The following is a 26,697-nucleotide window of genomic DNA, read 5'->3' as shown; positions in this document are numbered from 1 at the left end:
GGGCCTCTCCGAATCCCTGTTGAAAGGAGCGATCCCATGACCGCACAGCTCACCTCCCGCCCGCTGCAGCGCTCGTCCGCGGCCCGGCCCGTCGAGGTCCTGCCGTCCGCTTCCGAGCCGATGAACGCGTTCGGCGAGGCGCGGATCGTCCGCACCCGTCTCCGCCTCACGCGCCGCGGCCGCGCCGTGGTGGCCGCTCTGGGAGCCCTGCCGATCGTCGCGGGTGCCTTCGCCTTCGGGCTCAACGGCGGTGGAGCGGTCGCGTCGAGCGACGCCGCTGCAGTCGAGTTCCAGTACGTCACCGTCCACGCGGGCGAGTCGCTCTGGTTGCTCGCCGAGGAGCTCGCCCCGCAGGCGGACCCGCGCGACGTGGTCGACGACATCCTCTCCCTCAACCAGCTCTCGAGCGCGGGCGTCGAGCCCGGGCAGCGCCTCGCCGTCCCGGCCGAGTACGACACCGCTCGCTGAGCCGGGCTGCCCGGTCGTCCGCGTCGGGCGCTTCGGGCGCTTCGGGCGCTTCGCTACCATTCCCTGGTGACGACTCTCGACGACCTGCCCCTCCGCGACGACCTCCGAGGCAAGCACCCGTACGGCGCACCCCAGGCGGTCGTGCCCGTCGCCCTCAACGTCAACGAGAACACCCACCCGGTCCCGGACGACGTGATCGCCGACATCGTCGGGCGGGTCTCGGAGGCGCTGCGCACCGTCAACCGGTACCCCGACCGCGAGTTCCGAGAGCTGCGCGACTCCCTCGCCGGCTACCTCGGTCACGGGCTCACCGCGGACGGCGTGTGGGCTGCGAACGGATCGAACGAGGTGCTCCAGCACGTCCTTCAGGCGTTCGGCGGTCCCGGGCGCTCGCTGCTGGGGTTCGCGCCCACCTACTCGATGTACTCGATCCTCGCGTCGGGGAGCGGAGCGGAGTGGATCCCCGCTCCGCGCGAGGCGGAGTTCGAGATCGGAGCCGAGTACGCCGCGGAGCAGGTGCGCCGGGCCCGGCCCGACATCGTCTTCCTCTGCGCGCCGAACAACCCGACCGGGACGCCGCTCGACCTCGCCGTGATCGAGGCGGTCTACGACGCGACCGACGGCATCGTCGTCGTCGACGAAGCGTACGCCGAGTTCGCCGGCAGGGGCGCGCCCACCGCGCTGAGCCTCCTCCCCGGGCGACCGCGCCTGCTCGTGTCCCGCACCATGAGCAAGGCCTTCGCCTTCGCCGGTGTCCGCCTGGGCTACCTCGCCGCCGACCCCGCGGTGATCGACGCGCTCCGCCTCGTCCGCCTCCCGTACCACCTGTCGGCCCTCACCCAGGCCGCCGCGACCGCCGCCCTCGCTCACGCCGACGAGATGCTCGCCATGGTCGGCGAGATCATCGTGCAGCGCGACCGGATGATCGACGGACTGCGCGCCCTCGGCTACCGCCCGTACACGACCGGCAGCAACTTCGTCCTCTTCGGCGGCGTCGCGGATCCGGCCGCCGTGTTCGAGGGCCTGCTCGCCCGCGGCGTGCTCATCCGCGACGTCGGCATCCCGAACCACCTCCGCGTCAGCGCCGGCACCGAGGAGGAGACGACCGCGTTCCTCGAGGCGCTCGCCTCCCTCCCCGCACCGTCGGCCGACCCCGCGGTGGCGCTTTCGCGCGAGTAGAGGTCCGCCCTGGGTCGGTGACGCGGCGCGAATAGACTGGGAGGCATGACCTCCCCGAGCGCCGCACCCGGGCGCACCGCCTCCCTCAGCCGTGCCACCAGCGAGTCGAGCATCGAGCTCTCCCTCGACCTCGACGGCACGGGCGTCGCCGATCTCGAGACCGGCGTGCCCTTCTTCGACCACCTGCTGACGGCGTTCGCGAAGCATTCGCTCACGGACCTGCGCGTCCGGGCCCGCGGCGACATCGAGATCGACATCCACCACACCGCGGAGGACATCGGCATCGTGCTCGGCACGGCCATCCGACAGGCTCTCGGCGACAAGGCCGGGATCTCCCGCTTCGGCGACGCGCTCGTCCCCCTCGACGAGGCGCTCGTGCAGGCCGTCGTCGACATCTCGGGGCGCCCCTACCTCGTGCACACCGGCGAGCCGGAGGGCTTCGCGCTGCACCTGATCGGCGGCCACTTCACCGGGTCGATGGTGCGCCACGTCTTCGAGGCGATCGCGTTCAACGCCGGCCTCACCGTGCACGTCACGGTGCTCGGCGGCAGGGACCCGCACCACATCGCCGAAGCGGAATTCAAGGCGTTCGCCCGCGCCTTCCGTCAGGCCAAGGCCCTCGACCCGCTCGTCTCCGGCGTGCCGTCGACGAAGGGCGCGCTGTGAGCTCGGCCCGCCCCTCCGTCGTGGTCTACGACTACGGCTCGGGGAACGTGCACTCCGCCGTCAAGGCGCTCGAGCTCGCCGGGGCCGACGTCGAGCTGACGGGGGACCGGCAGCGGGCGCTGGAGGCGGACGGCCTCCTCGTGCCCGGCGTCGGCGCCTTCGACGCCGTGATGTCGGCGCTGACCCGCGCCCGCGGCGGCGAGATCATCGAGAAGCGCCTCGCCGGCGGGCGCCCCGTCCTGGGCATCTGCGTCGGGATGCAGGTGCTCTTCGAGCGCGGCGTCGAGCGCGGGGTCGAGAGCGAGGGCCTGGGCGAGTGGCCGGGGACGGTGGACCTCCTCCCGGCCGAGGTCGTCCCGCACATGGGCTGGAACACCGTCTCCGCTCCCGAGGGCTCGGTGCTCTTCGACGGCATCGCCGAGGAGCGCTTCTACTTCGTGCACTCCTACGGCGCCCGCGAGTGGTCGCTCGACGTGATGCCCCCGTTCCCGCGTCCCGCGGTCACCTGGGCCGATCACGGAGGCCCCTTCATCGCCGCGGTCGAGAACGGGCCGCTCTCGGCCACGCAGTTCCACCCCGAGAAGTCGGGGGCCGCCGGGCTCCGGCTGCTGGCCAATTGGCTGGGCACCCTCCGCACGAACTAGGATCGGCCGGTGGTCGGCGCCTCCAGGGGCCGGCACCGGCTCCGAGACTGAGGATGACGATGAGCGAGTTCACCAAGGCCCCGGGCCTGGTCCTCCTGCCCGCGATCGACGTGGCGGGCGGCAGGGCCGTGCGGCTCACGCAGGGCGAGGCCGGGACCGAGACCAACTACGGCGACCCGATCGACGCCGCGGGCGACTGGGCCGACCAGGGCGCGGAGTGGATCCACCTCGTCGACCTCGACGCCGCCTTCGGCCGCGGCGACAACCACGGCATCATGAAGAAGGTCATCCGGCAGGTGAAGGGCGTCAACGTCGAGCTCTCCGGCGGGATCCGCGACGACCGCAGCCTCGAGTCCGCGCTGAGCGCCGGCGCGAAGCGCATCAACCTCGGCACCGCGGCGCTCGAGAACCCCGAGTGGGCCGCGAGCGTCATCGCGCAGTACGGCGACCAGATCGCCGTTGGTCTCGACGTCCGGGGCACCACGCTCGCCGCGCGCGGCTGGACCAAGGAGGGCGGCGACCTCTGGCAGGTCCTCGACCGCCTGGAGGAGGCCGGCTGCACCCGCTACGTCGTCACCGACGTCACGAAGGACGGCACGCTCAAGGGCCCGAACCTCGAGCTCCTCGAGCAGGTCATGGCCCGCACCCACCGCCCCGTGATCGCCTCGGGCGGCATCTCGAACCTCGACGACATCGCCGCGCTGCGCGACCTCGTGCCCCAGGGGCTCGAGGGCGCGATCGTCGGCAAGGCGCTGTACGCGGGCGCGTTCACGCTCGCGGAGGCCCTGGATGTCGCATCCGAGTGAGCCCCGCCCGCTCCCGGCGCATCTGACCGACTCCGCCGGCACCCCCTGGGCGGGCCGGCACTTCGAGCCGAGCGCAGCACCGGAGGACGACGGGAGCGCCCCGGAGGCGCTGGTCGCCGCGCTCGAGTCCTTCACCCGCGGCACTAGCGGCCCGGAGGCCGTGGTCGACGCGCTCCGCACGTCCCGCCTGCTCATCCCGCTGGTCGCCCGCCTCGGCGAGGAGGCCGAGGGGGTCGGGGGACTCCGGGCGGACAAGACGCAGGAGCTCGCGATCGTCACGGTCGCCGGACCCGACGGACGCACGGTGCTCCCCGTCTTCAGCGGCGTCGAGAGCATGCGCCGGTGGGACCCGGCCGCCCGTCCCGTCCCTGTCGACGGGCGCCGCGCGGCCCTGGCGGCCGTCGCGGAGGGCACCGAGGTGATGGTCCTCGACCCCGCGTCCGAGCGGGAGTTCGCGGTCCGGCGCCCGGCCCTCTGGGCGATCGCGGAGGGCGGCGACTGGCGGCCGGCCCCCGCCGATGCGGAGGTGCTCCTGGCTCTGCGCGCGGCTGCGGAGGGGGAGCGGGCGGTCGCCTCGCTCGAGGTGCGCGCGGGAGACCCGGAGCAGCGCCTCGCGGGGCCCGAGCTCGTGGTGGTCCTGAGCCTGCGCCCGGGGCTCGATCAGGACGCGCTCGGCGCCCTCGTCGCGCGATTGGGGGAGCGGTGGGCGGCCGACGAGACCGTCGCGCAGCGCGTCGACTCGATGACGCTGCAGCTCGCCGCCGCCCGCTGACTCCCGATCAGGTGACCGGGCCGGTCCACTTCTCGCCCGGGCCCTTGCCGATCGGGTCGGCGATCGGGGACGCCTCACGGAACGCGAGCTGGAGGGTGCGGAGGCCGTCGCGCAGGCTCCGGGCGTGCATGTCGCTGATGTCGGGCGCCCCGGCCGTGACCAGGCCCGCGAGCGCGTTGATGAGCTTGCGCGCCTCGTCGAGGTCGACCTGCGCTCCGGGCTCGTCGGCGAGCCCGCACTTGACGGCGGCCGCGCTCATCAGGTGCACGGCGGCGGTGGTGATGATCTCCACCGCCGGGACCTCCGCGATGTCGCGCGCGGCCTCCACGTCGGAGGCTCCGCCGTCCTCGCCGAATCGTCGCGTGTAGTCGTCGTCGTACTGGGCCATGGGTCCTTCGTTCGTCGTCCGTGGTGGAGGGGCGCGGCCGCCGGAGCAGAGGATCGAGGGGCGGCCGGATCCGGTCTGTCGGGCGGGCCGCCGGTCTGCTATGGTTATCCGGGCTCCGAGGCATGTCCTCGGTTCGAAAGTGGAGATTCTCCCACCCGCGCTTGACCGCTTCACAAGGTTACCGGGTCAGAAGCACTCCGCCCCCGAGGGTCGTCAGACCACCGGAGGCAGGGCTGCGGCTCTCGAGGTCCGCCTCGGGAACCGCGTCACAGGGTGCGAGCGCCGTGCTGCAGGCACGACGTGGACGGGACGATCACCTCTCTCGGGTGCGCTGGAGAAGACTCCGGCAGCGCAGCTGCACTCACCGAGATCAGAGGAGAAACGCAATCAGCGATCCCCGTACCAACGACCGTATCCGCGTCCCCGAGGTCCGCCTCGTGGGTCCCGCAGGAGAACAGGTCGGCGTCGTCAAGATCGAGGTCGCCCTGCGACTCGCGCAGGACGCAGACCTGGACCTGGTCGAGGTCGCCCCCAACTCCAAGCCGCCCGTGGCCAAGATCATGGACTACGGGAAGTTCAAGTACGAGCAGGCTCAGAAGCTCAAGGAAGCCCGTCGCAACCAGGCGAACACGATCCTCAAGGAGGTCCGTTTCCGCCTGAAGATCGACAAGCACGACTACGAGACCAAGCGCAAGCGCGCCGAGGGCTTCCTCAAGGCCGGCGACAAGGTCAAGGCGATGATCCTCTTCCGCGGTCGCGAGCAGTCGCGCCCCGAGATGGGCGTCCGCCTGCTCCAGCGCTTCGCGGAGGACGTCGCCGAGTTCGGCCAGGTCGAGTCCACCCCGACCATCGACGGTCGCAACATGGTGATGGTCATCGGCCCGCTGAAGAACAAGTCCGAGGCGAAGGCCGAGGCCAATGCGGTCCGCGCCGCTCGTCGCGAGGCCAACACCCCCGAGGACACGGCCGAGGCCGAGTCCGTCTAGTACTTCGCCGCCCCGGCCTCGGGGCCGGTGGACGCCCCGCTCGCGGGGCACCGGTTTCGCCCCGCCGAGCGCGGAGTGACGTTCACAAGGAGAGAACATGCCCAAGATGAAGACCCACTCGGGTGCCAAGAAGCGCTTCAAGGTGACCGGCTCCGGCAAGGTCATGAAGCAGCAGGCCGGCATGCGTCACAACCTGGAGTCCAAGTCCAGCGTTCGCACGCGCCGCCTCAACCAGGACCAGGTCCTCGCCCCGCAGGACGCCAAGGTCGCCAAGAAGCTTCTCGGTCTGTAGCCCACCGCCGGCGCAGCCCGCTGCGCCGCGTGGTCGCTACTCAGCCGACACGGATCGATAGGAAGAAACAGCAATGGCAAGAGTGAAGAGGGCCGTCAACGCCCACAAGAAGCGTCGCGTCATCCTCGAGCGCGCCTCGGGCTACCGCGGCCAGCGGTCGCGCCTCTACCGCAAGGCGAAGGAGCAGGTCACCCACTCCCTCGTCTACTCGTACCGCGACCGCCGCGCCAAGAAGGGCGAGTTCCGTCGTCTCTGGATCCAGCGCATCAACGCCGCGTCCCGCGCGAACGGCCTGACCTACAACCGCTTCATCCAGGGCCTCGCCCTGGCCGGCGTCCAGGTCGACCGCCGCATCCTCGCGGACCTCGCGATCACCGAGCCGGCCACGTTCGCCTCGCTCGTCGCGACCGCGAAGAGCGCGCTGCCCGCCGACACCTCGGCGCCCAAGGCCGCAGCGTAGTCAGCACGGCTTCCCGGAGGGGGTCGCGACCGAGAGGTCGCGGCCCCCTCCGTCGTTCGAGGGCCCTCCCGCGCCGTGTCTGCGGGGGCGGCGATCACCGCGCCGATAGGCTCGCCGCATGCTCGACAACCCCCGCTCTCCCCGTGTCCGCTCCGTGGCGAAGCTCACCCGCCGCCCGGCCCGGCTCGAGACGGGGCTCTTCCTCCTCGAGGGCCCGCAGGCACTCTCCGAGGCTCTGCAGTACCGCCCGGAGCTGATCGTCGAGTCGTTCGCGACTCCGACCGCTCTGGAGCGGCACCCCGAGATCGTCGCCGCGGCCGCCGAGGCGGAGGTGGAGATCGAGTACGTGACCGAGGACGTCCTCGACGCGATGGCCGACACCGTCACTCCGCAGGGCTTCGTCGCGGTCTGCCGTCAGTTCCCCACGTCGCTCAAGGACGTCGTCGCCTCCGAGCCGCGCCTCGTGGCGGTGCTCGAGGAGGTCCGCGATCCGGGCAATCTCGGCACGATCATCCGTGCCGCCGACGCCGCCGGCGCTGACGCGGTCGTGCTGTCCGGCCGCTCGGTCGACCTCTACAACCCCAAGGTCGTGCGCTCCACGACCGGCTCGCTCTTCCACCTCCCGGTCGCGGTCGGCGCCGACCTCGCCGACGTGCTGGGCCGGCTCCGCGGCGTGGGACTGCGCTCCGTCGCGGCCGACGTGAAGGGGGAGGACCTGCTCGACGTCCGCGCCCGCGGGGACCTCGCCCAGCCGACCGTCTGGGTCTTCGGCAACGAGGCGCGCGGCCTCGAGGAGGAGTCGCTCGCCCTCGTCGACGGCGTGGTCGCGGTGCCCATCTACGGGGCGGCGGAGTCGCTCAACCTCGCGACCGCGGCCTCCGTCTGCCTGTACGAGAGCGCCTTCGCGCTGCGTTCCTGAGAGGAACCGGGCCGAGGGTGCCGCGAACCTGGAGAACAGGGCGCGTTGTTACCCTTCGGTTAAGAATTCCCTCATGATTTGACCGGCCCATCCCCGTGTGCTTCTCTGACGGCATGGTCACAGCCCCGCAAGACGAGCGCGCCGCCGCTCCCGCCGGTGAACCCCTCGTCGTCCTCTCCGGGGTGCAGAAGCACTACGGCGACTTCCAGGCTCTGAAGGACATCGATCTGACGGTGCACCGGGGCGAGGTCGTCGTGGTCCTCGGCCCCTCCGGATCCGGCAAGTCGACGCTCTGCCGCACGGTCAACCGGCTCGAGACGATCTCGGGCGGCACCATCACCATCGACGGTCAGAAGCTCCCGGAGGAGGGCAAGGGCCTCGCCGCGCTCCGCGCCGACGTCGGGATGGTCTTCCAGTCGTTCAACCTCTTCGCGCACAAGACGATCCTCGAGAACGTCACCCTCGGCCCGATCAAGGTCCGCGGGCTCTCCCGCAAGGACGCGGAGGCCCAGGCCACGGCACTGCTCGACCGGGTCGGCGTCGGCCACCAGGCCGCCAAGACCCCGGCCCAGCTCTCCGGCGGGCAGCAGCAGCGCGTCGCGATCGCGCGGGCGCTGGCGATGAAGCCCAAGGTGATGCTGTTCGACGAGCCGACCTCGGCGCTCGACCCCGAGATGATCAACGAGGTCCTGGACGTGATGGTCGGGCTCGCCAAGGACGGGATGACGATGATCGTCGTCACCCACGAGATGGGCTTCGCCCGGAAGGCCGCCGACCGCGTCGTGTTCATGGCCGACGGCGAGATCCTCGAGGACACCGACCCGGAGTCGTTCTTCACCGCGCCCCGCACCGACCGGGCCAAGGACTTCCTCTCCAAGCTCATCACGCACTAGAAGCGCGATCCGCAGCCACCAGGCAGGTCGGACCCGTGACCCGGGAGCCGACCCGACATCGCCCGCTCCGGCGGGCCGAACCCCAGGAAGGACGATCATGCGCATCAGGCTCATGTTCATGACCGCGGGACTCGCAGCAGCGACCCTCGCCCTCGCCGGCTGCTCCGGCGACTCCGGAACCGCCGGCGGCGGCGCCGGTGGAGGCTCCGAGGGAGGGACCTCCGCGTACGAGGTCGCCTCCGACGTCACTCTCGACGGCAGCCCGACCTTCGACGCGATGACCGCGGACGGCAAGGTCGTCATCGGCGTCAAGGAGGATCAGCCCGGGCTGGGCTACCTCGACGCGGCGACCGGCGAGCGCTCCGGGTTCGACATCGAGATCGCGAAGTGGACCGCCGCCTCGCTCGGCTTCGCGGCCGACGCCATCGAGTTCAAGGCGATCCCGTCGGCCAACCGCGAAGCGTCGATCGTGAACGGCGACATCGACTACTACGTCGGCACCTACTCGATCACCGACAAGCGCAAGGAGCAGGTCGGCTTCGCCGGACCCTACTTCGAGACCGGCCAGCAGCTGCTCGTCGCGGCCGACAACGACACGATCACCGGACCGGACGACCTCACCGCCGACACCACCGTGTGCTCGGCCACCGGCTCCACCCCGATCCAGAACATCCGCACCAACTACCCCGAGGTGAAGACCGAGGAGTTCGACACGTACTCGCAGTGCGTGGACGCCCTCTCCGACGGCACCGTCGACGCCGTCACCACCGACGGCGCGATCCTGATCGGTTACGCCGCTCAGAAGCCCGACGAGCTCAAGGTCGTCGGAGAGCCCTTCAGCACCGAGCTCTACGGCATCGGCCTGCCCAAGGACGACGACGCCCTGCGCCACTTCGTCAACGGCATGCTGACCGACGGCGGCGAGACCTGGAGCGCCATCTACGACGAGACGCTCGGCCAGTCCGGCACGACCGTCACCCAGCCGGCGGTGAACGACTACTAGGAGGCGCCCCGGGCGGCCCGACCGCCGCCCGGGGGTCCCCTCTCCTCGACCACCACCACCGCTCCGACAGAAGGGCCAGCCGTATGGATGTCCTGTTGAACAACCTCGACGTCTACGTCCCGGCCTTCGGCAACACCCTGATCCTCTTCAGCGTCTCGCTCGTGTTCGCCCTGCTGATCGGCACGGTGGTCGGCGCGATGCGCGTCTCGCCCGTCCCGATCGCCCGCGCGGTCGGCACGGTGTACGTGAACACCATCCGGAACACCCCGCTCACGCTGGTGATGTTCTTCTTCGCCTTCGGCTACCCCAAGCTCGACCTGCCGCAGGTGGACTACACGAACCTGGCGATCTGCGCCCTCAGCCTCTACACCGCGACCTACGTCGCGGAGGTGCTGCGCTCGGGCATCAACACCGTGCCGATCGGCCAGGCCGAGGCCGCCCGCGCGATCGGCCTCGACTTCGGCCTCACGATGACGCAGGTCGTCCTGCCCCAGGCCTTCCGCTCCGTGATCCCGCCGCTCATGAGCGTCCTGATCGCGCTGCTGAAGAACACCACCGTCGCCGCCGGCTTCTCGGTCGCGGAGGCGGGCACCATCGTCCGCGTCCTCAACGAGCGCGGCGAGAACAGCCTCATCGTCGTCCTCTGGGTGGCCCTGGTCTTCGTGGTCCTGGTCACCCTGCTCTCGCTCGTCCAACGTCAGCTCGAGAAGAAGTGGAGGGTCGCCCGATGAGCTCCGTCCTCTTCGACAACCCCGGCCCCCGGGCCGTCGTGCGCAACCGCGTCATCGGCGTCGTCGTCGTCCTGCTGATCGCGGCGTTCCTCGGCTTCGTGGTCTGGCGCTTCGCGGAGTCCGGCCAGTTCGACGCCTCCAAGTGGCGCGCGTTCGGCTACCCGCTGGTCTGGCAGAGCATCGGCGGCGCCCTCGGCCGCACGCTCGCGGCCTTCGCCACGGCGGGCGTCGCCAGCCTCGTCCTCGGCCTCCTCCTGGCGATCGGCCGGCTCTCGGACCGGCGCTGGATCAACGTCCCCGTCACGCTCTTCATCGAGCTGTTCCGGGCGATCCCCGTCCTGATCCTGATGATGCTGATGTACTACGGCCTGCCGTTCGCGGGCCTCAAGCTCAGCCCCTACCTCGCCGTCGTCATCGCCCTGACCCTCTACAACGGCTCCGTCTTCTCCGAGATCTTCCGCGCCGGCATCGAAGCCCTCCCGCGAGGACAGAAGGAGGCGGGCTACGCGATCGGCCTGCGCAAGTCCGGCGTGATGCGGCTCATCCTGTTCCCCCAGGCGATCCGCTCGATGCTGCCCGTGATCATCGCCCAGCTCGTCGTCGCCCTCAAGGACACGGCGCTCGGCTCGATCATCACCTACAACGAGCTGCTGTACTACGCGCGCTACCTGGGCAACCAGTCGAGCCTCGACAGCCCGATCATCCCGGCTGCGATCGTCATCGGAGCGATCTACATCGGCATCTGCCTCCTCCTCTCGGGGCTGGCGAAGTGGATCGAGATCCGCACGAAGAGCGGCGGACGCGGCGGCCGCACCATCGGCGGCCACCCCGCAGCCCGCGCGCAGACGGACACGCAGCTGATCGCTGTGCAGGACTGAACTGTGAGGATCGCCCGAGGGCGATCCTCACCGCGGTCGGCTTCCTGACGGGGTCGGGTTCCGCAGAGCGTCCTGCGTCCGGATACGGAGAATCGCTGACACGCGATTCTCCTGTTCGCCTCGAGGGTCCGGCGATCGCTCAGCGCATCGAGCGGTGGTGCTCCGCTCCGGCGTCGTCGACGCGGAGGCGGTGGTGATCGGGGAGCCGCGATCGGTCCGGGCGTCTTCCCGTCCGGCGGTGCCCCGCCTCCTGCCGGTGGAGCGGCCTCCGACCCCGGCGTAGCGAGAACCCGCCCCTGCTGGTCGAGCAGCGCCGGTGGCGGGGCTTCGAGAGCCGTCGGCGCAGACGGGGGCCGGCCGCGGGCGAGCGCGACGAGCACCGCGCGCGGGCGGCGGGAGGGGGCGGAGGCCCTCGCCTACACTGGGGGATCGTGTCAGACAGCAACCCGATCACCGACGAGGCCGTCACCGCGGCGGTCGCCGACGCCCTCGCCGCCATCGGCGCGGCGGGCGACTCCACCGCTCTGAAGTCCGCCCGAGCCGCCCACCTCGGCGAGGGGTCCGCCCTCGCCCGCCTCAACGCGCAGATGCGCTCCGTCCCGCCCGAGCACAAGGCGGCGTCCGGCAAGCTCGTCGGCGGTGCCCGCAAGCAGGTGGGCGACGCCTACGCCGCCCGCGAGGCCGAGCTCGTCGAGGCGGAGGACGCGGCCGCGCTCGAGGCCGAGCGCGTGGACGTCACCGCCGGCGCCAGCTTCGTGCGCCGCGGCGCCCGCCACCCCCTCTCGCTCCTCCAGGAGTCGATCGCCGACGTGTTCGTCGGGATGGGCTGGGAGATCGCGGAGGGGCCGGAGCTCGAGAACGAGTGGTTCAACTTCGACGCCCTGAACTTCGACGAGGACCACCCGGCCCGCGCCATGCAGGACACCTTCTTCGTCGACCCCGTCGACTCGCACCTGGTGCTGCGCACGCACACCTCGCCGGTGCAGATCCGCTCGATGCTCGAGCGCCCGCTGCCGCTCTACGTGATCGCTCCCGGACGGGTGTACCGAACCGACGAGCTCGACGCGACGCACACGCCCGTGTTCACGCAGTTCGAGGGTCTCGCCCTCGACCGCGGCCTGACCATGGCGCACCTGCGGGGCACCCTCGAGCACGTCGCGCGGATCCTCTTCGGCGACGACGCGCGCATCCGCCTGCGCCCGAACTACTTCCCCTTCACCGAGCCCAGCGCCGAGCTGGACGTCTGGCACCCGACCTTCGTCGGCGGTGCCCGCTGGATCGAGTGGGGCGGCTGCGGCATGGTCAATCCGAACGTGCTGCGCGCGGCCGGGATCGACCCGGAGGAGTACTCCGGGTTCGCCTTCGGCATGGGGATCGAGCGGACCCTGATGTTCCGCAACGACGTGAAGGACATGCGCGACATGGTCGAGGGCGACGTCCGCTTCAGCGAGCAGTACGGGATGGTGATCTGATGCGCATCCCGCTGAGCTGGCTGGGGGAGTACGTCGACCTCGAGCAGGACGTCACGACGGAGTCCGTGCACGCGGCCCTGGTGTCGGTCGGCCTGGAGGAGGAGGACGTCCACCGCTTCGAGGTGACCGGCCCCGTCGTCGTCGGTGAGGTGCTCGACCTCGCTCCGGAGCCGCAGAAGAACGGCAAGACCATCAACTGGTGCCACGTCCGCGTGGCCCCGGAGGGCGGGCGTGCCGCCGACGGCGGAGAGGACGTCCGCGGCATCGTCTGCGGAGCCCACAACTTCGCGGCCGGCGACAAGGTCGTCGTGTCACTGCCGGGCGCGGTCCTGCCCGGGCCGTTCCCGATCTCCGCGCGGAAGACCTACGGGCACGTGTCCGACGGGATGATCGCCTCGAGCCGCGAGCTCGGCCTCGGGGACGACCACGACGGCATCCTCCGCCTCGCCTCACTCGGGCTCGACCCGGAGCCGGGCACGGACGCCGTCGCGCTCCTCGGTCTCGACGACGCCGCGGTCGAGGTCAACGTGACGCCCGACCGCGGCTACGCCTTCTCGATCCGCGGCATCGCCCGCGAGTACGCCCACGCCACCGGAGCCGCCTTCCGCGACCCCGCTCAGGCGCTCCCTCCGCACGAGCGCACGGAGACGGCGCCCGTCTTCCCCGTGTCCGTGGCCGACGAGGCGCCGATCCGCGGCCGTGTCGGCGCCTCCGTGTTCGTCACGCGCGTCGTCCGGGGCGTCGACGTCTCGCGACCGACGCCGCCGTGGATGCTCGCGCGACTGCGCCTGGCCGGCGTCCGCTCGATCTCGCTCGTCGTGGACATCACCAACTACGTGATGTTCGAGCTCGGCCAGCCGCTGCACGGCTACGACCTGGCGACCCTGCAGGGCGGCATCGTGGTGCGGCGCGCCGCGCCGGGGGAGACCCTCGAGACGCTCGACGGCCAGACCCGGCGCCTGCACGCGGAGGACCTCGTCATCGCCGACGACGGCGGGGCGATCGGCCTCGCCGGAGTGATGGGAGGCGCGCGCACCGAGATCTCGGACGCCACGTCCGACGTCCTGCTCGAGGCGGCGAACTTCGACCCGGTCTCGATCGCCCGGACGGCTCGCCGGCACAAGCTGCCGAGCGAGGCGTCGCGGCGCTTCGAGCGCGGCGTCGACCCCGAGGTGGCCTCGGTCGCCGCGGCCCGCGCGGTGCAGCTGCTGGTAGAGCTCGCCGGCGGCACGGCGGACGAGCTCGGCTCGGTCCTGGCCGACCCGCGCACGGCGGAGCCGGTCGAGCTGCCGGACGGCTACGTCGCGGGCCTCATCGGCGTGGAGTACACCCCGGAGGAGATCCGCGGCGCGCTCGTCGAGATCGGCGCCTCCGTCGAGACCGGCGGAGCGGGCCTGCTGGTGACTCCGCCGAGCTGGCGCCCCGACCTCGTCGACCGCGCCTCGCTCGCGGAGGAGGTCGCCCGCATCACCGGGTACGACCGCATCCCGGCGATCCTGCCCGTCGCGCCTCCCGGCCGCGGGCTGACCCCGGGCCAGCGGCTGCGCCGCACCCTCGCCCAGGCGCTCGCCGCCGCGGGTCTGACCGAGGTGCTCTCGTACCCGTTCCTCTCGCGCTCGATCAACGACCGGCTCGGCTCGGTCGACGGGGAGCCGCAGGAGCAGATCACGCTCGCCAACCCGCTCGACGCGACCGCGGGCCAGCTGCGGATCTCTCTGCTGCCGGGTCTCGTGCAGGTCGCGGCCCGCAACCGCTCGCGCGGCCTGACGGATCTCGCGGTCTACGAGCTCGGCTCCGTCTTCCTCCCGGCCGCCGGCGGCCCGTTCGGCTCCGGGGCGCTCCCTGCGGGCGGGGCGCGTCCGTCCGCGGAGGTCGAGGCCGAGCTGAACGCGGGCATCCCACCGCAGCCGCGGCACCTCGCGGCGCTGCTCACGGGTGCCGCCGTCGTGCGCCAGCCCGGTGTCGCCGGCCGTGACGTCGACTGGCGCGACGCCCTCGACGTGGTCCGCGAGGTCTCCGCGGCGACCGGCACCGAGCTGGTGCTGCGCCAGGGGGCCCACGCCGCGCTGCACCCGGGCCGCACCGCCGAGGTCGTTCTCGACGGCGCGGTCATCGGGCACGCGGGGGAGCTGCTCCCGGCGCTCGCCGAGGAGCTCGACCTGCCGCGCCGCGTCGCCGTGGTCGAGCTCGACCTGGAGCCGCTGCTCGCGCGGGCCGGGAGGGTCGTCGTGGCCCGCCCGGTGGGCGCGCTGCCCGCCGCGACCCAGGACCTCTCGCTCGTCGTGCCGGTCGGCACCGCGGCGGCTGACGTGCGCGCCGCCGTCGCCGAGGGGGCGGGCGAGCTGCTCGAGGCGATCCGCCTGGTCGACGACTACCGCGGCACCGGGCTCGCCGAGGGGACGAAGTCGCTGACCTTCGCGCTGCGCTTCCGCGCGCCGGACCGCACGCTCACCGCGGCCGAGGCGACGGCCGCGAAGGAGAACGGCGTGGCCGTGGCGGCGGAGCGCTTCGGCGCCCGACTCCGCGAGTGAGGCCGGGGGTCCCGTCCGGTTCGGCCGGGCGGGGCCCCGCACCCGCACCGGCTAGGCTCTCGGGCATGACTTTCTCCGTGGCGGTGGCCGGTGCGAGCGGCTACGCGGGCGGCGAGCTGCTGCGACTGCTCGCCGACCACCCCGAGTTCGAGGTGCGCACGGTGACGGCGCACGCCAACGCGGGTCAGCCCCTCGTCGCCGTGCACCCGCACCTCCGCTCGCTCCGCGACCTCGTCCTCGTCGACACGACGACCGGGAACCTCGCCGGGCACGACGTCGTCTTCCTCGCCCTCCCGCACGGGAAGTCGGGCGAGATCACCGCGACCCTCCCCGAGGACGTCCTCGTCGTCGACTGCGGCGCCGACCACCGGTTGACCGACCCGCAGGACTGGGCCGACTTCTACGGGGGCGACTTCGCCGGGGCCTGGCCCTACGGGCTCCCGGAGCTGCTGATCGGCGGCGGCGGACGCAAGCAGCGCGAGGCGCTCGCCGGAGTGCGGCGCATCGCCGTCCCCGGCTGCAACGTCACGGCGATCACGCTCGGCCTGGCCCCCGGCCTGCACGCCGGAGTGATCGAGTCGTCGGACCTCGTCGCGGTCCTCGCCGTCGGCCCCTCGGGTGCGGGCAAGAGCCTGCGGACCGACCTCCTCGCCAGCGAGCTCCTCGGCTCCGCGCACGCCTACGGCCTCGGCGGAGTGCACCGCCACAATCCCGAGATCCGGCAGAACCTCCTGCTCGCCGGAGCCGGATCCGTCTCGATCTCGTTCACCCCGGTCCTCGTGCCGATGTCCCGGGGCATCCTGGCGACCTCGACCGCGCGCCTCGCCCCCGGCGTCTCCGCGCAGGACGTGCGCGCCGCGTGGGAGACCGCCTACGGCGACGAGACCTTCGTCCAGCTGCTCCCGGAGGGCTCCTTCCCCCGGACGGCCGACGTGGTGGGGGCGAACACCGCTCTGATCGGACTCGCCGTGGACGAGCGGGCCCGCCGCGTCGTGGTCGTCTCGGCCATCGACAACCTCGTCAAGGGCACCGCGGGCGCAGCCGTCCAGTCCACCAACATCGCCCTGGGACTCCCGGAGTCCCTCGGCCTGAGCGTGAACGGAGTCGCGCCGTGAGCGTCACCGCAGCAGCAGGGTTCCGGGCGGCGGGAGTCGTCGCCGGGCTGAAGTCGACCGGAGCGCGCGACGTCGCGCTCGTGCAGAACCTCGGCCCGCTGCAGAGCGCCGCCGCGGTCTTCACGAGCAACCGCTGCAAGGCGAACCCCGTCCTCTGGAGCGAGCAGGTGATGCGCGACGGCGTCGTCTCGGCGATCGTCCTCAACTCCGGCGGCGCCAACTGCTACACGGGTGCTCAGGGCTTCCAGGTCACCCACCGCACCGCGGAGCTCGTGGGCGAAAGCCTCGAGGTGTCCGCCGGCGACGTGCTGGTGTGCTCCACCGGGCTGATCGGCGACCAGCTCGACCTCGCGAAGCTCACCGCCGGCGTGACCGGCGCCTCCGCCGAGCTCGCCGGGGGACCCGAGGCGGGCGAGGCGGCCGCCCGCGCGATCATGACCACCGACACGGTCCCGAAGCAGGCGGTTATCCGCTCCGAGCAGGGCTGGAGCATCGGCGGCATGGCCAAGGGCGCCGGGATGCTCGCGCCGGGTCTGGCGACGATGCTGGTCGTGATCACGACCGACGCGGCCCTCGAGTCCGCCGCTCTCGACACCGCCCTGCGTGCCGCGACCCGCGTCACCTTCGACCGCCTCGACTCGGACGGCTGCATGTCGACGAACGACACCGTCGCACTGCTCGCGAGCGGCGCCAGCGGTGTCGAGGCCGACGCCGACGAGTTCACCGAGGCCCTGACCGCGGTCTGCCGCGACCTCACCCTGCAGCTGCAGGCCGACGCGGAGGGCGCCGCCCACGACGTCGCGATCCGCGTGCTGAACGCCGCGACCGAGGACGAGGCCGTGGTCGTCGCCCGCGCCGTCTCCCGCAGCAACCTGTTCAAGGCCGCGATCTTCGGCAAGGACCCCAACTGGGGCCGCGTCCTCGCCGCCGTGGGCACGACCGATGCGCAGTTCGACCCGTACGGCATCGACGTCGCGATGAACGGGGTGCAGGTCTGCCTCGCGGGCGAGCCGCACAAGAGCCGCGACCTCGTCGACCTCGCCCCTCGGCAGGTCGCCGTCGACATCGACCTGCACGCCGGCGACGCGACGGCCACGATCTGGACAAACGACCTCACGCACGACTACGTGCACGAGAACTCCGCGTACTCGAGCTGAGGCGGCCATGAGCGACGACACCACCCTCTCGGCCGAGAGCCGCGCCGAGCGCGACGCCGCACCCGGGAAGGCCGCGACGCTCATCGAGTCGCTGCCCTGGCTGCAGAGCTTCCACGGGCGCACGATGGTGATCAAGTTCGGCGGCAACGCGATGGTGTCGGAGGAGCTGCAGCGCTCCTTCGCCCAGGACATGGTCTACCTGCGCTACGCCGGGATCCGCCCCGTGGTCGTCCACGGCGGTGGGCCCCAGATCTCGCGGATGCTCGACCGGCTCGGGATCGAGAGCGAGTTCCGGGGCGGCTACCGGGTCACGAGCCCCGAGGCGATGGAGGTGGTGCGGATGGTGCTCACCGGCAGCATCAGCCGCGACATCGTCCGCCGGATCAACGAGCACGGCCCCCTCGCCGCCGGCATCTCCGGTGAGGACGCGGGCCTCTTCGTCGGCCGCCGCCGCGGTGTCGTGATCGACGGCGAGGAGCACGACCTCGGACTCGTCGGAGACGTGATCGCCGTGGATCCCGCCGCCGTCCTCGCTCAGCTCGAGGCCGGCCGGATCCCGGTCGTGTCCTCGATCGCCCCCGACTCGGACGACCCCACGCAGTCGCTGAACGTCAACGCCGACGCCGCCGCCGCCGCGCTGGCCGTCGCGCTCGGCGCCGAGAAGCTCGTCGTCCTCACCGACGTGGCCGGCCTCTACTCCGACTGGCCCGACCGCGAGTCGCTCGTCTCGCACATCCGCTCGGACGACCTCGCGGCTCTGCTGCCCTCGCTCGAATCGGGCATGATCCCCAAGATGACCGCCTGCCTCGACGCCGTGCGCGGGGGAGTGCCCAAGGCCGCCATCATCGACGGCCGCATCCCGCACTCGATCCTGCTCGAGGTGTTCACCTCGGAGGGCATCGGCACCGAGGTCGTCGCCTCGCTCGACCCCCGCGACCGGGAGCGAATGTCGGGCCGCTGATCCTCAGCGGCCCCGGCTCCGAGCGCCCGTCCCGTCCGGGACGCGCGCACCGTCGGCCCTCGCGGCCGGACCGCTCCGATCGAAAGGCCACCATGTCCATCCCCACGACCGCGTCCCGCACCGGCTCGGCGCGCGACCGCTACTCCGCCGCGATGATGCAGACCTTCGCGCCGCCGCTCGCCGTGCTCGAGCGCGGCGAGGGCTGCCGGGTCTGGGACGTCGACGGGCGGGAGTACCTCGACTTCCTCGGCGGCATCGCCGTCAACTCGCTCGGCCATGCGCATCCCGTGTTCGTCGAGGCCGTGACGCGCCAGGCCGGTGCGCTCGCCCACGTCTCCAACTACTTCGCGACCGCCCCGCAGATCGAGCTCGCCGAGACCCTGCGCCGCCTCACCGGGGCCGGGGAGACGGGCCGCGTCTACTTCGCCAACTCGGGCACCGAGGCCAACGAGGCGGCCTTCAAGCTGGCGCGGCTGAACGCGGCCGGCGGCCGGCACCGCGTCCTGGCGCTGCAGAACGCGTTCCACGGGCGGACGATGGGCGCGCTCGCTCTGACCGGCAAGGCGGCCATGCGCGCGCCGTTCGAGCCGATGCCGGGAGGGGTCGAGCACCTCGAGGCGAGCATCGAGGCCCTCGAGGCGGCTCTCGACGAGTCCGTCGCCGCGCTGATCGTCGAGCCCATCCAGGGGGAGGCGGGCGTCATCCCGCTGCCGGCCGGCTACCTCGAGCGCGCGCGGGAGCTCACCCGCGAGCACGGCGCGCTGCTCATCGTCGACGAGATCCAGACCGGGGTCGGGCGGACCGGACGCTGGTTCGCCTACCAGGAGGCGGGGATCCTGCCCGACGCCGTCACCCTGGCCAAGGGGCTCGGCGGAGGCTTCCCCGTCGGAGCGCTGGTGACCTTCGGCGAGGCGTCCGACCTCCTGCAGAAGGGCCACCACGGCAGCACCTTCGGCGGCAATCCGCTCGCGACCGCCGTGGCCGGAGCCGTGCTCGCCGAGATCGAGCGCGCCGACCTTCTCGGCAACGCGCGGGAGCGCGGGGCGCAGATCGTCGACGCGCTGACCGCTCTCGACTCGCCCCTGATCGGAGGGGTCCGCGGCGCGGGCCTCCTCCTGGGCATCGCCCTGACCCGGCCGGTCGCCGCCGAGCTCGCCGCCGCCTGCCTCGACGCCGGCCTGATCGTGAACGCGGCGAACGACTCGAGCATCCGGCTCGCGCCTCCGCTCGTGGTGACCGCCGCCGACGTCGCCGAGTTCGCCGATCGCTTCGGCCGCGCACTGCAGACCCTCTGACCCCGTACCTCCACCGAAAGCGACCAGCACCGTGACCCGCCACTTCCTCCGCGACGACGACATCACTCCCGCCGAGCAGGCCGAGATCCTCGACCTCGCCCTCGAGATCAAGCGCGACCGCTTCTCCCGGAAGCCCCTCGCCGGGCCGCAGACCGTCGCCGTGATCTTCGACAAGTCCTCCACGCGCACCCGTGTCTCCTTCGCGGTCGGCATCGCCGATCTCGGCGGGAGCCCCCTGATCATCTCGACCGCGAGCAGCCAGCTAGGCGGCAAGGAGACCGCCTCCGACACGGCGCGGGTCCTGGAGCGCCAGGTCGCCGCCATCGTGTGGCGCACCTACGCGCAGTCGGGCCTGGAGGAGATGGCGCGCAGCACGCGCGTGCCGGTCGTCAACGCGCTCTCGGACGAGTTCCACCCGTGCCAGCTCCTCGCCGACCTGCTGACCATCCGCGAGCACCGCGGTCACCTCGCCGGACTCACGCTCACGTTCTTCGGGGACGGAGCGAGCAACATGGCGCACTCGTACCTCCTGGCGGGGGCCACGGCCGGCATGCACGTCCGAATCGTCTCCCCGGAGTCGTACTCGCCGGACGCGGCGGTCCTGGCCGATGCGCAGCGCATCGCCGCGACTACCGGCGGATCGGCGATCACCACGACCGACCCCGACGAGGGCGCGGCCGGCTCCGACATCGTGATCACGGACACGTGGGTGTCGATGGGCAAGGAGGACGAGAAGGCGGCGCGCGTCGCGACCTTCGGTGCCTACCGGGTCGACGCCGCCACGATGGCCGCTGCCGCTCCCGACGCGCTGTTCCTGCACTGCCTGCCCGCGGACCGCGGCTACGAGGTGACCGCCGACGTGATCGACGGCCCGCAGAGCGTGATCTGGGACGAGGCGGAGAACCGCCTGCACGCGCAGAAGGCCCTGCTCGTGTGGCTCCTGGAGCGCGCCGGCACCGCCGACGCCGCTCAGTAGACTCGACAGCCGAACCCGAGGAGAACCATGACGGAACGACCCTCCGCCCGCGCGGGCGAGGCCGGAGCCCTCTGGGGCGGCCGCTTCGCCGGCGGCCCCTCGCCCGAGCTCGCCGCGCTCTCGAGGTCGACCCACTTCGACTGGCAGCTCGCCCCCTACGACCTCGCCGGCTCCCGCGCCCACGCCCGGGCGCTCGCCGGAGCGGGCTACCTCGACGACGCCGAGCTCACCGCGATGCTCGCGGCGCTCGACCGGCTCGAGGCTGCCGTCGCCGACGGGAGCTTCGCCGCCGACGAATCCGACGAGGACGTGCACGGCGCCCTCGAGCGCGGCCTGATGCTCGAAGCCGGTCCCGAGCTCGGCGGCAAGCTCCGCGCGGGGCGCTCGCGCAACGACCAGATCGCCACCTTCGTCCGGATGTACCTCCGCGACCACGCGGCGCTCGTCTCGGAGCTGGTGGTGCAGCTCATCGACGCCCTCGCCGCGCAGGCGTCGGCGCACCCGACGGCGATCATGCCCGGGCGCACCCACCTCCAGCACGCTCAGCCCGTGCTCCTCGCGCACCATCTGCTCGCCCACGGCTGGGCGCTGCTGCGCGATCTGGAGCGCCTGCGGGACTGGGCCGTCCGGGCGGACGTCTCGCCCTACGGCTCGGGCGCCCTCGCCGGCTCGACCCTCGGCCTGGACGCCGAGGCGGTCGCCCGCGATCTCGGCTTCGCGTCGAGCGTGCCGAACTCGATCGACGGGACGGCCAGCCGCGACCTCGTCGCCGAGTTCGCCTTCGTCAGCGCCATGATCGGGATCGACGTCTCGCGCATCGCGGAGGAGGTCATCCTCTGGAACACGCGGGAGTTCGCCTTCGTCACGCTCGACGACGGCTACTCGACCGGGTCCTCGATCATGCCGCAGAAGAAGAACCCCGACATCGCCGAGCTCGCCCGGGGGAAGTCCGGCCGGCTGATCGGCAACCTCACCGGGCTGCTCGCGACCCTCAAGGCGCTGCCGCTCGCCTACAACCGCGACCTGCAGGAGGACAAGGAGCCGGTCTTCGACTCGGTGACGACCCTCGAGGTCCTGCTGCCCGCGTTCACCGGCATGATCGCGACCCTCACCTTCCACACCGACCGGATGGCGGAGCTCGCGCCCCAGGGCTTCTCCCTCGCGACCGACGTGGCCGAGTGGCTCGTGAAGAAGCACGTGCCCTTCCGGGACGCCCACGAGATCACCGGCGAGCTGGTCAAGCTGGCGGAGTCGCAGGGGAGGGGGCTCGAGGATCTCGACGACGCCGCGCTCGCCTCGGTGTCGCCGCTGCTCACGCCCGACGTGCGCTCCGTTCTCAGCATCGAGGGATCGGTGGCGAGCCGGGACGGTGTCGGCGGCACGGCTCCCGACCGCGTCTCGGAGCAGCTCGCCCGGCTGACCGAGCGCGTCCGGGTCGTGCGCGGATCCCTCCGGGGGGAGCGCCCGTGACCCTTCGAGGAGCGCCGGGCGACGACGGCCGTCCGCCGCTGCGCCCCTGGCAGCAGCGGACTCTGGTGCTCGTCGCCGCAGTCGTCATCGTCGCGGTGATCGTGATCACCCTCGTGTCGGGCCAGAGCTTCTTCTGAGCGCCGACCTCCCCGATCTCTCGCGCTCGGCCCTCGAGGTGGCACCGCAGCTGCTCGGCCGCGTCCTCCTGCACCGCACGCCGGAGGGCGTGGTCGGCGTCCGGCTGACCGAGGTCGAGGCGTACCTCGGAACCGGTGAGGATCCGGGCTCGCATGCGCACCGCGGACCGACACCCCGGACGGCTCCCATGTTCGGTCCGCCCGGGTCCGTGTACGCGTACTTCACGTACGGGATGCACACCTGCGTGAACATCGTCTGCTCCCCGGCGGGCGCGGCGTCGGCGGTGCTGCTGCGCGCAGGCGAGGTCGTATCGGGGGAGGATCTCGCGATGATCCGGCGCGGACCCGTTCGCAGCCGGGATCTGGCCCGCGGACCCGCGCGGCTGGCGAAGGCCCTCGGAGTCCGTCTCACCGAGTCGGGCGACCCGCTCGAGGCGGCGTTCGAGCTGCTGCCGGGGGAGAGGCCGTCCTCCGTGGCGGCGGGCCCGCGCACCGGCGTCTCGGGCCCGGGCGGCGGGGACGACTTCCCGTGGCGCTTCAGCATCCCGGGCGACCCCACCGTCTCGCCCTACCGGAGAGCAGTGCCCCGGCGGCGGCCCGGAGCTCAGCCCGCGAGGTAGAGCCGGGCGAGAACGCCGAGAGCCGCCGCCCAGGCGAGGCTCGCCAGCGTGCCGATGATGAACCGCTCGCGCGCCTCCGGGGAGGCGAGCTCGCTGAAGCGGCCGACGCCCTTGATCGCCACCACGACCGCGATCCCCTCGGGGAGACCGCTCATCAGTGCGCCGGCCGTCGCGATCCGCTCGAGGACCCCGATCGTCGTCCCCCCGCGCAGCACCTCGATCGGCTGGCCGATCGCCGAGGGCGCGCTCCCGGCGGCGGGGCGGGAGGTTCCGGCGACCATGATGCCGCCGTGGCTGCCGCTGCGGGAGTCGGCCGTCGCGAGCCGGAGGGTGAGCAGCACGACCGGCCCGCCGCCCGCGATCGCCAGCGCGAAGGCCAGCACCGCCACCAGGACGGAGTGGATCGGGGGCGCGGACGGTCCGGCGACCGCCGTGAGCAGGAAGGCGGCGGCCGCCGCCACGAGGGGGATCCAGGCGAGCTGCGGACGGCGAAGGCGCACGGCGAGCACCGCACCGGCGAGTCCGGCGAGCAGCACGAGCACCACGCCCGTCCACGAGGCGGACTGCAGCGCGGAGGCGAGGAGCAGGGCGGGGGATCCGGGGGGTGCCGTCATCGGGGTGTCCTCTCGTCGGTGGGGTCGAGCGTACGGTCGACCACTGTCAGCAGGCGCGCGAGCGCGTCACGGGCGGGAGCGTCGACTCGAGCACTCGCCGCGCGGACCCGGAGGCTGACCGCCTGCGGGCTGACGGCGAGGCGCTCGGCCGCATCCTTCTGGGAGAGGCCGCTCTCGAGCAGGTCGACGATCTGCCAGCCGGCCTCGGAGCGCGCGTCGCGCAGCAGGAGGAGCGGATCGATCAGCGCCTGGACGTCCGCCGGTGCCGGCGCCGCCGTTCCCGGTGCGTCCGGATCGAGGGAGAAGCGCGTCGGCCGGCCCTTCGCCGCCTCGACCGCCCGGCGCGCCGCGAAGTACGCCTCCCCGGTCGCCGCTCTCGTGGTCGCGGGGAGTGGCCGGTCGACGGGGCCGATCCCGAGGCCGATGCTCCAGTGGCCGGTCCGGTGCAGCTCGAGCACGAGCGCGACGACGGCATCGGCCCGGTCGAGCACGCACTGGAACTCGTCGCCCGCCGTCCGCTCCGGGGGCAGGACGAACGACGCCCGACCGTCGTCGATCAGGCTCGCGATCGCCTGGTCCACGCGGTCGTGGTCGTGCCTGCTGTCGCGCTGATCCGCGGTGATGACGAACATCGGACCTCCTCGATCAAGTATCGGCACTTGATCGCCCCGGATCAAGCCTGTGCGCTTGACTCCCGGAGACCGGCTCCTTCCCGCCGCGGTAGCCTGGTCGGGTGATCGACCAGCACCTCCCCGGGTCCGCGACGAGCCCGCGGCTCGACCCCGCCTTCGACTCCGTGTGGGACGAGCTGGTCTGGCGAGGCTCGGTGCACGTGTCGACCGATGCGGGAGCGTTGCGCGAGCTGCTGTCGGGGGAGCCGATCACCTACTACTGCGGGTTCGACCCGACCGCGCCCAGCCTCCACCTCGGGAACCTGGTGCAGCTGATCGTCATGCGCCGGCTCCAGCTGGCCGGGCATCGGCCGCTCGGGCTCGTCGGCGGCTCGACCGGGCTGATCGGGGATCCGCGTCCGACGGCCGAGCGGACGCTGAACTCGCGCGAGACGGTGACGGCGTGGGTCGAGCGCCTCCAGGCGCAGGTGTCCCGGTTCGTTCCCGCGGGCGGCGACAACGGGCTGCGCCTGGTCAACAACCTCGACTGGACCGCTCCGCTGTCGGCGATCGACTTCCTGCGGGAGATCGGGAAGCACTTCCGTGTGGGGACGATGCTCAAGAAGGACGCGGTCAGCGCCCGCCTCAACTCCGACGCGGGGATCAGCTACACCGAGTTCAGCTACCAGATCCTGCAGGGACTCGACTACCTGGAGCTCTACCGGCAGTACGGGTGCGTCCTGCAGACCGGCGGCAGCGACCAGTGGGGCAACCTGACGAGCGGGACCGACCTGATCCACCGCACGGAGGGCGTGTCGGTCCACGCGATCGGTACACCCCTGGTGATGAACTCCGACGGCACAAAGTTCGGCAAGAGCGAGGGCAACGCCGTCTGGCTCGACTCCGAGCTCACCAGCCCGTACGCGTTCTACCAGTTCTGGGTCAACACGGACGACCGTGACGTCGCCGACCGCCTGCGGATCTTCACCTTCCTGCCGCGCACGGAGATCGAGCGCCTGGAGAAGGCCGCCGCCGACGAGCCGTTCCGCCGGGAGGCGCAGCGCGCGCTCGCCTGGGAGGTCACGTCGCTGGTGCACGGAGCGGAGGCGACGCGGTCGGTGATCGACGCCTCGGCCGCGCTCTTCGGCAAGGGCTCGCTCGAGGGGATCGACCCGGTCATCCTCCGCGGCGCGCTCGAGGCGGTGCCCTCGATGGAGGCGACACCGGAGACGCCGGCGCTGCAGGCGTTCGTCGAGACCGGACTCGTCGCCAGCACGGGGGAGGCGCGACGGGCACTCGCTCAGGGAGGGCTGTCGGTGAACAACACCGCCCTCCCGTCCGAGACCGTCACGCTCGGCGAGCTCCCGTTGATCGACGGGATCGCCGTCCTCCGTCGCGGCAAGAAGAGCTTCGCCGGGGCCTTCGTCCGCTGACCGCGTGCCCGCTCTCCTCGAGCGGACGCGGACGATGACGGCGGTCTCATCAACACGGTGTCCCGTGTCCCGTGTCCGGTGTCCGGTGTCCGGTGTCCGGTGTCCGGTGTCCGGTGTCCGGTGTCCGGTGTCCGGTAGCCGGTGTCCGGTAGCCGGTGTCCGGTGTCCGGTAGCCGGTAGCCGGTAGCCGGTGTCGGGTACCGAGTCGACATTCAGCGACGCACGGCCCCTGAATCGCGACACGCCCGGGACGCAGGCGATTTGCCGCTCGGCCGAGGCCCGACGTAATGTAACTCCTCGTCACCCCAAAGGAGCGGCAAGCGGGAGTCAGGCGCAGAGCGTCGAGACCAGCTGGCCCACCTCAAGCGGGGACCATCCCCTCGCTCCCAGGCCTGTTAGAGATTCGTCTCTTGAAGACTGCGGGATCGCGAGCGTAAGATGCAAAGCCTCCACGGGACACGGTCCCGGCTTCGTTGCAAGGCTTCACGGCCGAGCCCGGTGCAGCGGTGCGGTCCTCGATCGTGCAGCGAACACCACGACGAAGCCGGACTTGACACGGCCTGCGGATGTGCTAGGTTAGTCGAGTTGCCACGGAGGCGATCGGGACTTCGGTTCTGACAAGCCTAACCGGTCTCGGCAAGCAAAACAAATCGAGTGGCTCACGCCCTCGTACAGCAATCTTCGATCACTTCCGTTGTGAAGCACCGTTCTGGTGTGGAGGCGGGATGTGTCCGATTCTTGAGAACTCAACAGCGTGCACTATGTTCAATGCCAATTTTATACCCCGGCCTTGATCTTCGGATCGGGTTGGGATTCCTTTGGAAATTGATGTCAGCTTCCGGCTTTCGGGTCGGAGAGATGTCTTATTTGCTAGAGGTCAAACTTGACTCTCCTTCTCTTCGGGGTTGGGGGTCGTAATTTTTTTACGGAGAGTTTGATCCTGGCTCAGGACGAACGCTGGCGGCGTGCTTAACACATGCAAGTCGAACGATGAAGCCCAGCTTGCTGGGTGGATTAGTGGCGAACGGGTGAGTAACACGTGAGTAACCTGCCCTTGACTCTGGGATAAGCGCTGGAAACGGCGTCTAATACCGGATACGACCTGCCCCGGCATCGGGTGCGGGTGGAAAGTTTTTCGGTCAAGGATGGACTCGCGGCCTATCAGCTAGTTGGTGAGGTAATGGCTCACCAAGGCGACGACGGGTAGCCGGCCTGAGAGG

28 protein-coding genes and 1 rRNA gene are annotated in these 26,697 nt (G+C 71.7%); 26 read left to right on the top strand and 3 right to left on the bottom strand.

From position 1 onward, the window contains the following. The first annotated feature begins 36 nt into the window (after nucleotides 1-36). The 6 genes from C5C74_RS02560 to C5C74_RS02535 all read left to right on the top strand — a co-directional run bounded on the left by C5C74_RS02560 (nucleotide 37) and on the right by C5C74_RS02535 (nucleotide 4,535). A complete protein-coding gene (locus C5C74_RS02560; protein ID WP_308471005.1) occupies nucleotides 37-468 on the top strand; it encodes a LysM peptidoglycan-binding domain-containing protein in 432 nt (143 codons plus the stop codon). A 66-nt stretch (nucleotides 469-534) separates the two neighbouring features. Beyond that, nucleotides 535-1,647, top strand: coding sequence for a histidinol-phosphate transaminase (locus tag C5C74_RS02555; protein WP_181074976.1), 1,113 nt, complete (start codon nucleotides 535-537; stop codon nucleotides 1,645-1,647). Between the two features lie 45 nt (nucleotides 1,648-1,692). Then, complete coding sequence (gene hisB, locus C5C74_RS02550) at nucleotides 1,693-2,313, top strand: imidazoleglycerol-phosphate dehydratase HisB (RefSeq protein WP_104224484.1); 621 nt, start codon at nucleotides 1,693-1,695, stop codon at nucleotides 2,311-2,313. Beyond that, a complete protein-coding gene (hisH, locus tag C5C74_RS02545) occupies nucleotides 2,310-2,957 on the top strand; it encodes an imidazole glycerol phosphate synthase subunit HisH (RefSeq protein ID WP_104224485.1) in 648 nt (215 codons plus the stop codon). The genes hisB and hisH overlap by 4 nt, the downstream gene beginning before the upstream one ends. A gap of 59 nt (nucleotides 2,958-3,016) precedes the next feature. Further along, nucleotides 3,017-3,763: a bifunctional 1-(5-phosphoribosyl)-5-((5-phosphoribosylamino)methylideneamino)imidazole-4-carboxamide isomerase/phosphoribosylanthranilate isomerase PriA gene (gene priA, locus C5C74_RS02540; protein ID WP_104224506.1), complete on the top strand. Its 747-nt coding sequence runs from the start codon at nucleotides 3,017-3,019 to the stop codon at nucleotides 3,761-3,763. After that, nucleotides 3,747-4,535, top strand: a complete 789-nt coding sequence (locus C5C74_RS02535; protein WP_104260631.1) for an SseB family protein — start codon at nucleotides 3,747-3,749, stop codon at nucleotides 4,533-4,535. Before priA ends, C5C74_RS02535 begins: the two co-directional genes overlap by 17 nt. Nucleotides 4,536-4,542: 7 nt before the next feature. On the opposite strand, the gene C5C74_RS02530 is transcribed toward C5C74_RS02535, so the two are convergent. Continuing rightward, nucleotides 4,543-4,923 (bottom strand): DUF1844 domain-containing protein, encoded by a 381-nt coding sequence (locus C5C74_RS02530; protein ID WP_104313470.1) that lies wholly within the window; start codon nucleotides 4,921-4,923, stop codon nucleotides 4,543-4,545. Nucleotides 4,924-5,360: 437 nt separating this feature from the next. On the opposite strand from C5C74_RS02530, the gene infC reads away from it, so the two are divergent. The 18 genes from infC (at nucleotide 5,361) to C5C74_RS02445 (ending at nucleotide 22,819) form a co-directional block, all read left to right on the top strand. Further along, nucleotides 5,361-5,909, top strand: a complete 549-nt coding sequence (gene infC / locus C5C74_RS02525) for a translation initiation factor IF-3 (RefSeq protein ID WP_374952931.1) — start codon at nucleotides 5,361-5,363, stop codon at nucleotides 5,907-5,909. A gap of 97 nt (nucleotides 5,910-6,006) precedes the next feature. Beyond that, nucleotides 6,007-6,201, top strand: coding sequence for a 50S ribosomal protein L35 (gene rpmI, locus C5C74_RS02520; protein WP_055793295.1), 195 nt, complete (start codon nucleotides 6,007-6,009; stop codon nucleotides 6,199-6,201). 73 nt (nucleotides 6,202-6,274) lie between these two features. Then, nucleotides 6,275-6,661 (top strand): 50S ribosomal protein L20, encoded by a 387-nt coding sequence (gene rplT, locus C5C74_RS02515; protein ID WP_104224487.1) that lies wholly within the window; start codon nucleotides 6,275-6,277, stop codon nucleotides 6,659-6,661. A 118-nt stretch (nucleotides 6,662-6,779) separates the two neighbouring features. Beyond that, the gene (locus tag C5C74_RS02510) at nucleotides 6,780-7,580 is read left to right on the top strand and encodes an RNA methyltransferase (RefSeq protein ID WP_104226312.1); all 801 of its coding nucleotides are present in this window, start codon (nucleotides 6,780-6,782) and stop codon (nucleotides 7,578-7,580) included. Between the two features lie 113 nt (nucleotides 7,581-7,693). Beyond that, nucleotides 7,694-8,473 carry an amino acid ABC transporter ATP-binding protein gene (locus C5C74_RS02505; RefSeq protein WP_104224489.1) on the top strand — a complete coding sequence of 260 codons (780 nt, stop codon included), beginning with the start codon at nucleotides 7,694-7,696 and terminating at the stop codon, nucleotides 8,471-8,473. Between the two features lie 97 nt (nucleotides 8,474-8,570). Beyond that, nucleotides 8,571-9,476 carry a glutamate ABC transporter substrate-binding protein gene (locus tag C5C74_RS02500; RefSeq protein ID WP_104350928.1) on the top strand — a complete coding sequence of 302 codons (906 nt, stop codon included), beginning with the start codon at nucleotides 8,571-8,573 and terminating at the stop codon, nucleotides 9,474-9,476. 83 nt (nucleotides 9,477-9,559) lie between these two features. Further along, entirely contained in the window at nucleotides 9,560-10,207 is a 648-nt protein-coding gene (locus C5C74_RS02495) for an amino acid ABC transporter permease (protein WP_104224491.1), read from the top strand. Beyond that, nucleotides 10,204-11,085, top strand: coding sequence for an amino acid ABC transporter permease (locus C5C74_RS02490; RefSeq protein ID WP_104224492.1), 882 nt, complete (start codon nucleotides 10,204-10,206; stop codon nucleotides 11,083-11,085). Before C5C74_RS02495 ends, C5C74_RS02490 begins: the two co-directional genes overlap by 4 nt. Before the next feature lie 431 nt (nucleotides 11,086-11,516). Then, nucleotides 11,517-12,557, top strand: coding sequence for a phenylalanine--tRNA ligase subunit alpha (pheS, locus tag C5C74_RS02485; RefSeq protein ID WP_104350927.1), 1,041 nt, complete (start codon nucleotides 11,517-11,519; stop codon nucleotides 12,555-12,557). Further along, nucleotides 12,557-15,088: a phenylalanine--tRNA ligase subunit beta gene (gene pheT, locus C5C74_RS02480; RefSeq protein WP_104350926.1), complete on the top strand. Its 2,532-nt coding sequence runs from the start codon at nucleotides 12,557-12,559 to the stop codon at nucleotides 15,086-15,088. Before pheS ends, pheT begins: the two co-directional genes overlap by 1 nt. A gap of 65 nt (nucleotides 15,089-15,153) precedes the next feature. Further along, nucleotides 15,154-16,203, top strand: a complete 1,050-nt coding sequence (gene argC, locus C5C74_RS02475) for an N-acetyl-gamma-glutamyl-phosphate reductase (protein ID WP_104283775.1) — start codon at nucleotides 15,154-15,156, stop codon at nucleotides 16,201-16,203. Beyond that, entirely contained in the window at nucleotides 16,200-17,360 is a 1,161-nt protein-coding gene (gene argJ, locus C5C74_RS02470) for a bifunctional glutamate N-acetyltransferase/amino-acid acetyltransferase ArgJ (protein ID WP_104350925.1), read from the top strand. The genes argC and argJ overlap by 4 nt, the downstream gene beginning before the upstream one ends. A gap of 7 nt (nucleotides 17,361-17,367) precedes the next feature. Then, nucleotides 17,368-18,321: an acetylglutamate kinase gene (gene argB / locus C5C74_RS02465; RefSeq protein ID WP_104224497.1), complete on the top strand. Its 954-nt coding sequence runs from the start codon at nucleotides 17,368-17,370 to the stop codon at nucleotides 18,319-18,321. 92 nt (nucleotides 18,322-18,413) lie between these two features. Next, the gene (locus C5C74_RS02460) at nucleotides 18,414-19,616 is read left to right on the top strand and encodes an acetylornithine transaminase (protein WP_104350924.1); all 1,203 of its coding nucleotides are present in this window, start codon (nucleotides 18,414-18,416) and stop codon (nucleotides 19,614-19,616) included. Between the two features lie 31 nt (nucleotides 19,617-19,647). Then, nucleotides 19,648-20,592: an ornithine carbamoyltransferase gene (argF, locus tag C5C74_RS02455; protein WP_104350923.1), complete on the top strand. Its 945-nt coding sequence runs from the start codon at nucleotides 19,648-19,650 to the stop codon at nucleotides 20,590-20,592. Between the two features lie 27 nt (nucleotides 20,593-20,619). Further along, on the top strand, nucleotides 20,620-22,062 hold the full coding sequence (gene argH, locus C5C74_RS02450) for an argininosuccinate lyase (protein WP_104224500.1): 1,443 nt from the start codon (nucleotides 20,620-20,622) through the stop codon (nucleotides 22,060-22,062). Next, nucleotides 22,059-22,199 carry a hypothetical protein gene (locus tag C5C74_RS17245; protein ID WP_160034127.1) on the top strand — a complete coding sequence of 47 codons (141 nt, stop codon included), beginning with the start codon at nucleotides 22,059-22,061 and terminating at the stop codon, nucleotides 22,197-22,199. The genes argH and C5C74_RS17245 overlap by 4 nt, the downstream gene beginning before the upstream one ends. Next, nucleotides 22,196-22,819: a DNA-3-methyladenine glycosylase gene (locus C5C74_RS02445; RefSeq protein WP_104224501.1), complete on the top strand. Its 624-nt coding sequence runs from the start codon at nucleotides 22,196-22,198 to the stop codon at nucleotides 22,817-22,819. The genes C5C74_RS17245 and C5C74_RS02445 overlap by 4 nt, the downstream gene beginning before the upstream one ends. Here the strand turns inward: C5C74_RS02445 and C5C74_RS02440 are convergent. Next, nucleotides 22,804-23,433, bottom strand: a complete 630-nt coding sequence (locus C5C74_RS02440) for a hypothetical protein (protein ID WP_258059401.1) — start codon at nucleotides 23,431-23,433, stop codon at nucleotides 22,804-22,806. The two genes, C5C74_RS02445 and C5C74_RS02440, sit on opposite strands and share 16 nt — an antisense overlap. Next, a complete protein-coding gene (locus tag C5C74_RS02435) occupies nucleotides 23,430-24,065 on the bottom strand; it encodes a DNA-binding protein (protein ID WP_104255580.1) in 636 nt (211 codons plus the stop codon). The genes C5C74_RS02440 and C5C74_RS02435 overlap by 4 nt, the downstream gene beginning before the upstream one ends. A gap of 101 nt (nucleotides 24,066-24,166) precedes the next feature. On the opposite strand from C5C74_RS02435, the gene tyrS reads away from it, so the two are divergent. Both tyrS and C5C74_RS02420 read left to right on the top strand, forming a co-directional pair. Further along, nucleotides 24,167-25,477 carry a tyrosine--tRNA ligase gene (tyrS, locus tag C5C74_RS02430; protein ID WP_104224503.1) on the top strand — a complete coding sequence of 437 codons (1,311 nt, stop codon included), beginning with the start codon at nucleotides 24,167-24,169 and terminating at the stop codon, nucleotides 25,475-25,477. A gap of 922 nt (nucleotides 25,478-26,399) precedes the next feature. Continuing rightward, nucleotides 26,400-26,697 (top strand): 16S ribosomal RNA (locus C5C74_RS02420); the annotation flags it as partial.

Origin of the sequence: Rathayibacter sp. AY1E8 (assembly GCF_002931415.1) — a bacterium.
In the GTDB taxonomy this organism is placed as follows: domain Bacteria; phylum Actinomycetota; class Actinomycetes; order Actinomycetales; family Microbacteriaceae; genus Rathayibacter.
The sequence above is the reverse complement of the archived record's forward strand: the minus strand, read 5'-3'. Positions and strand labels throughout refer to the sequence as shown.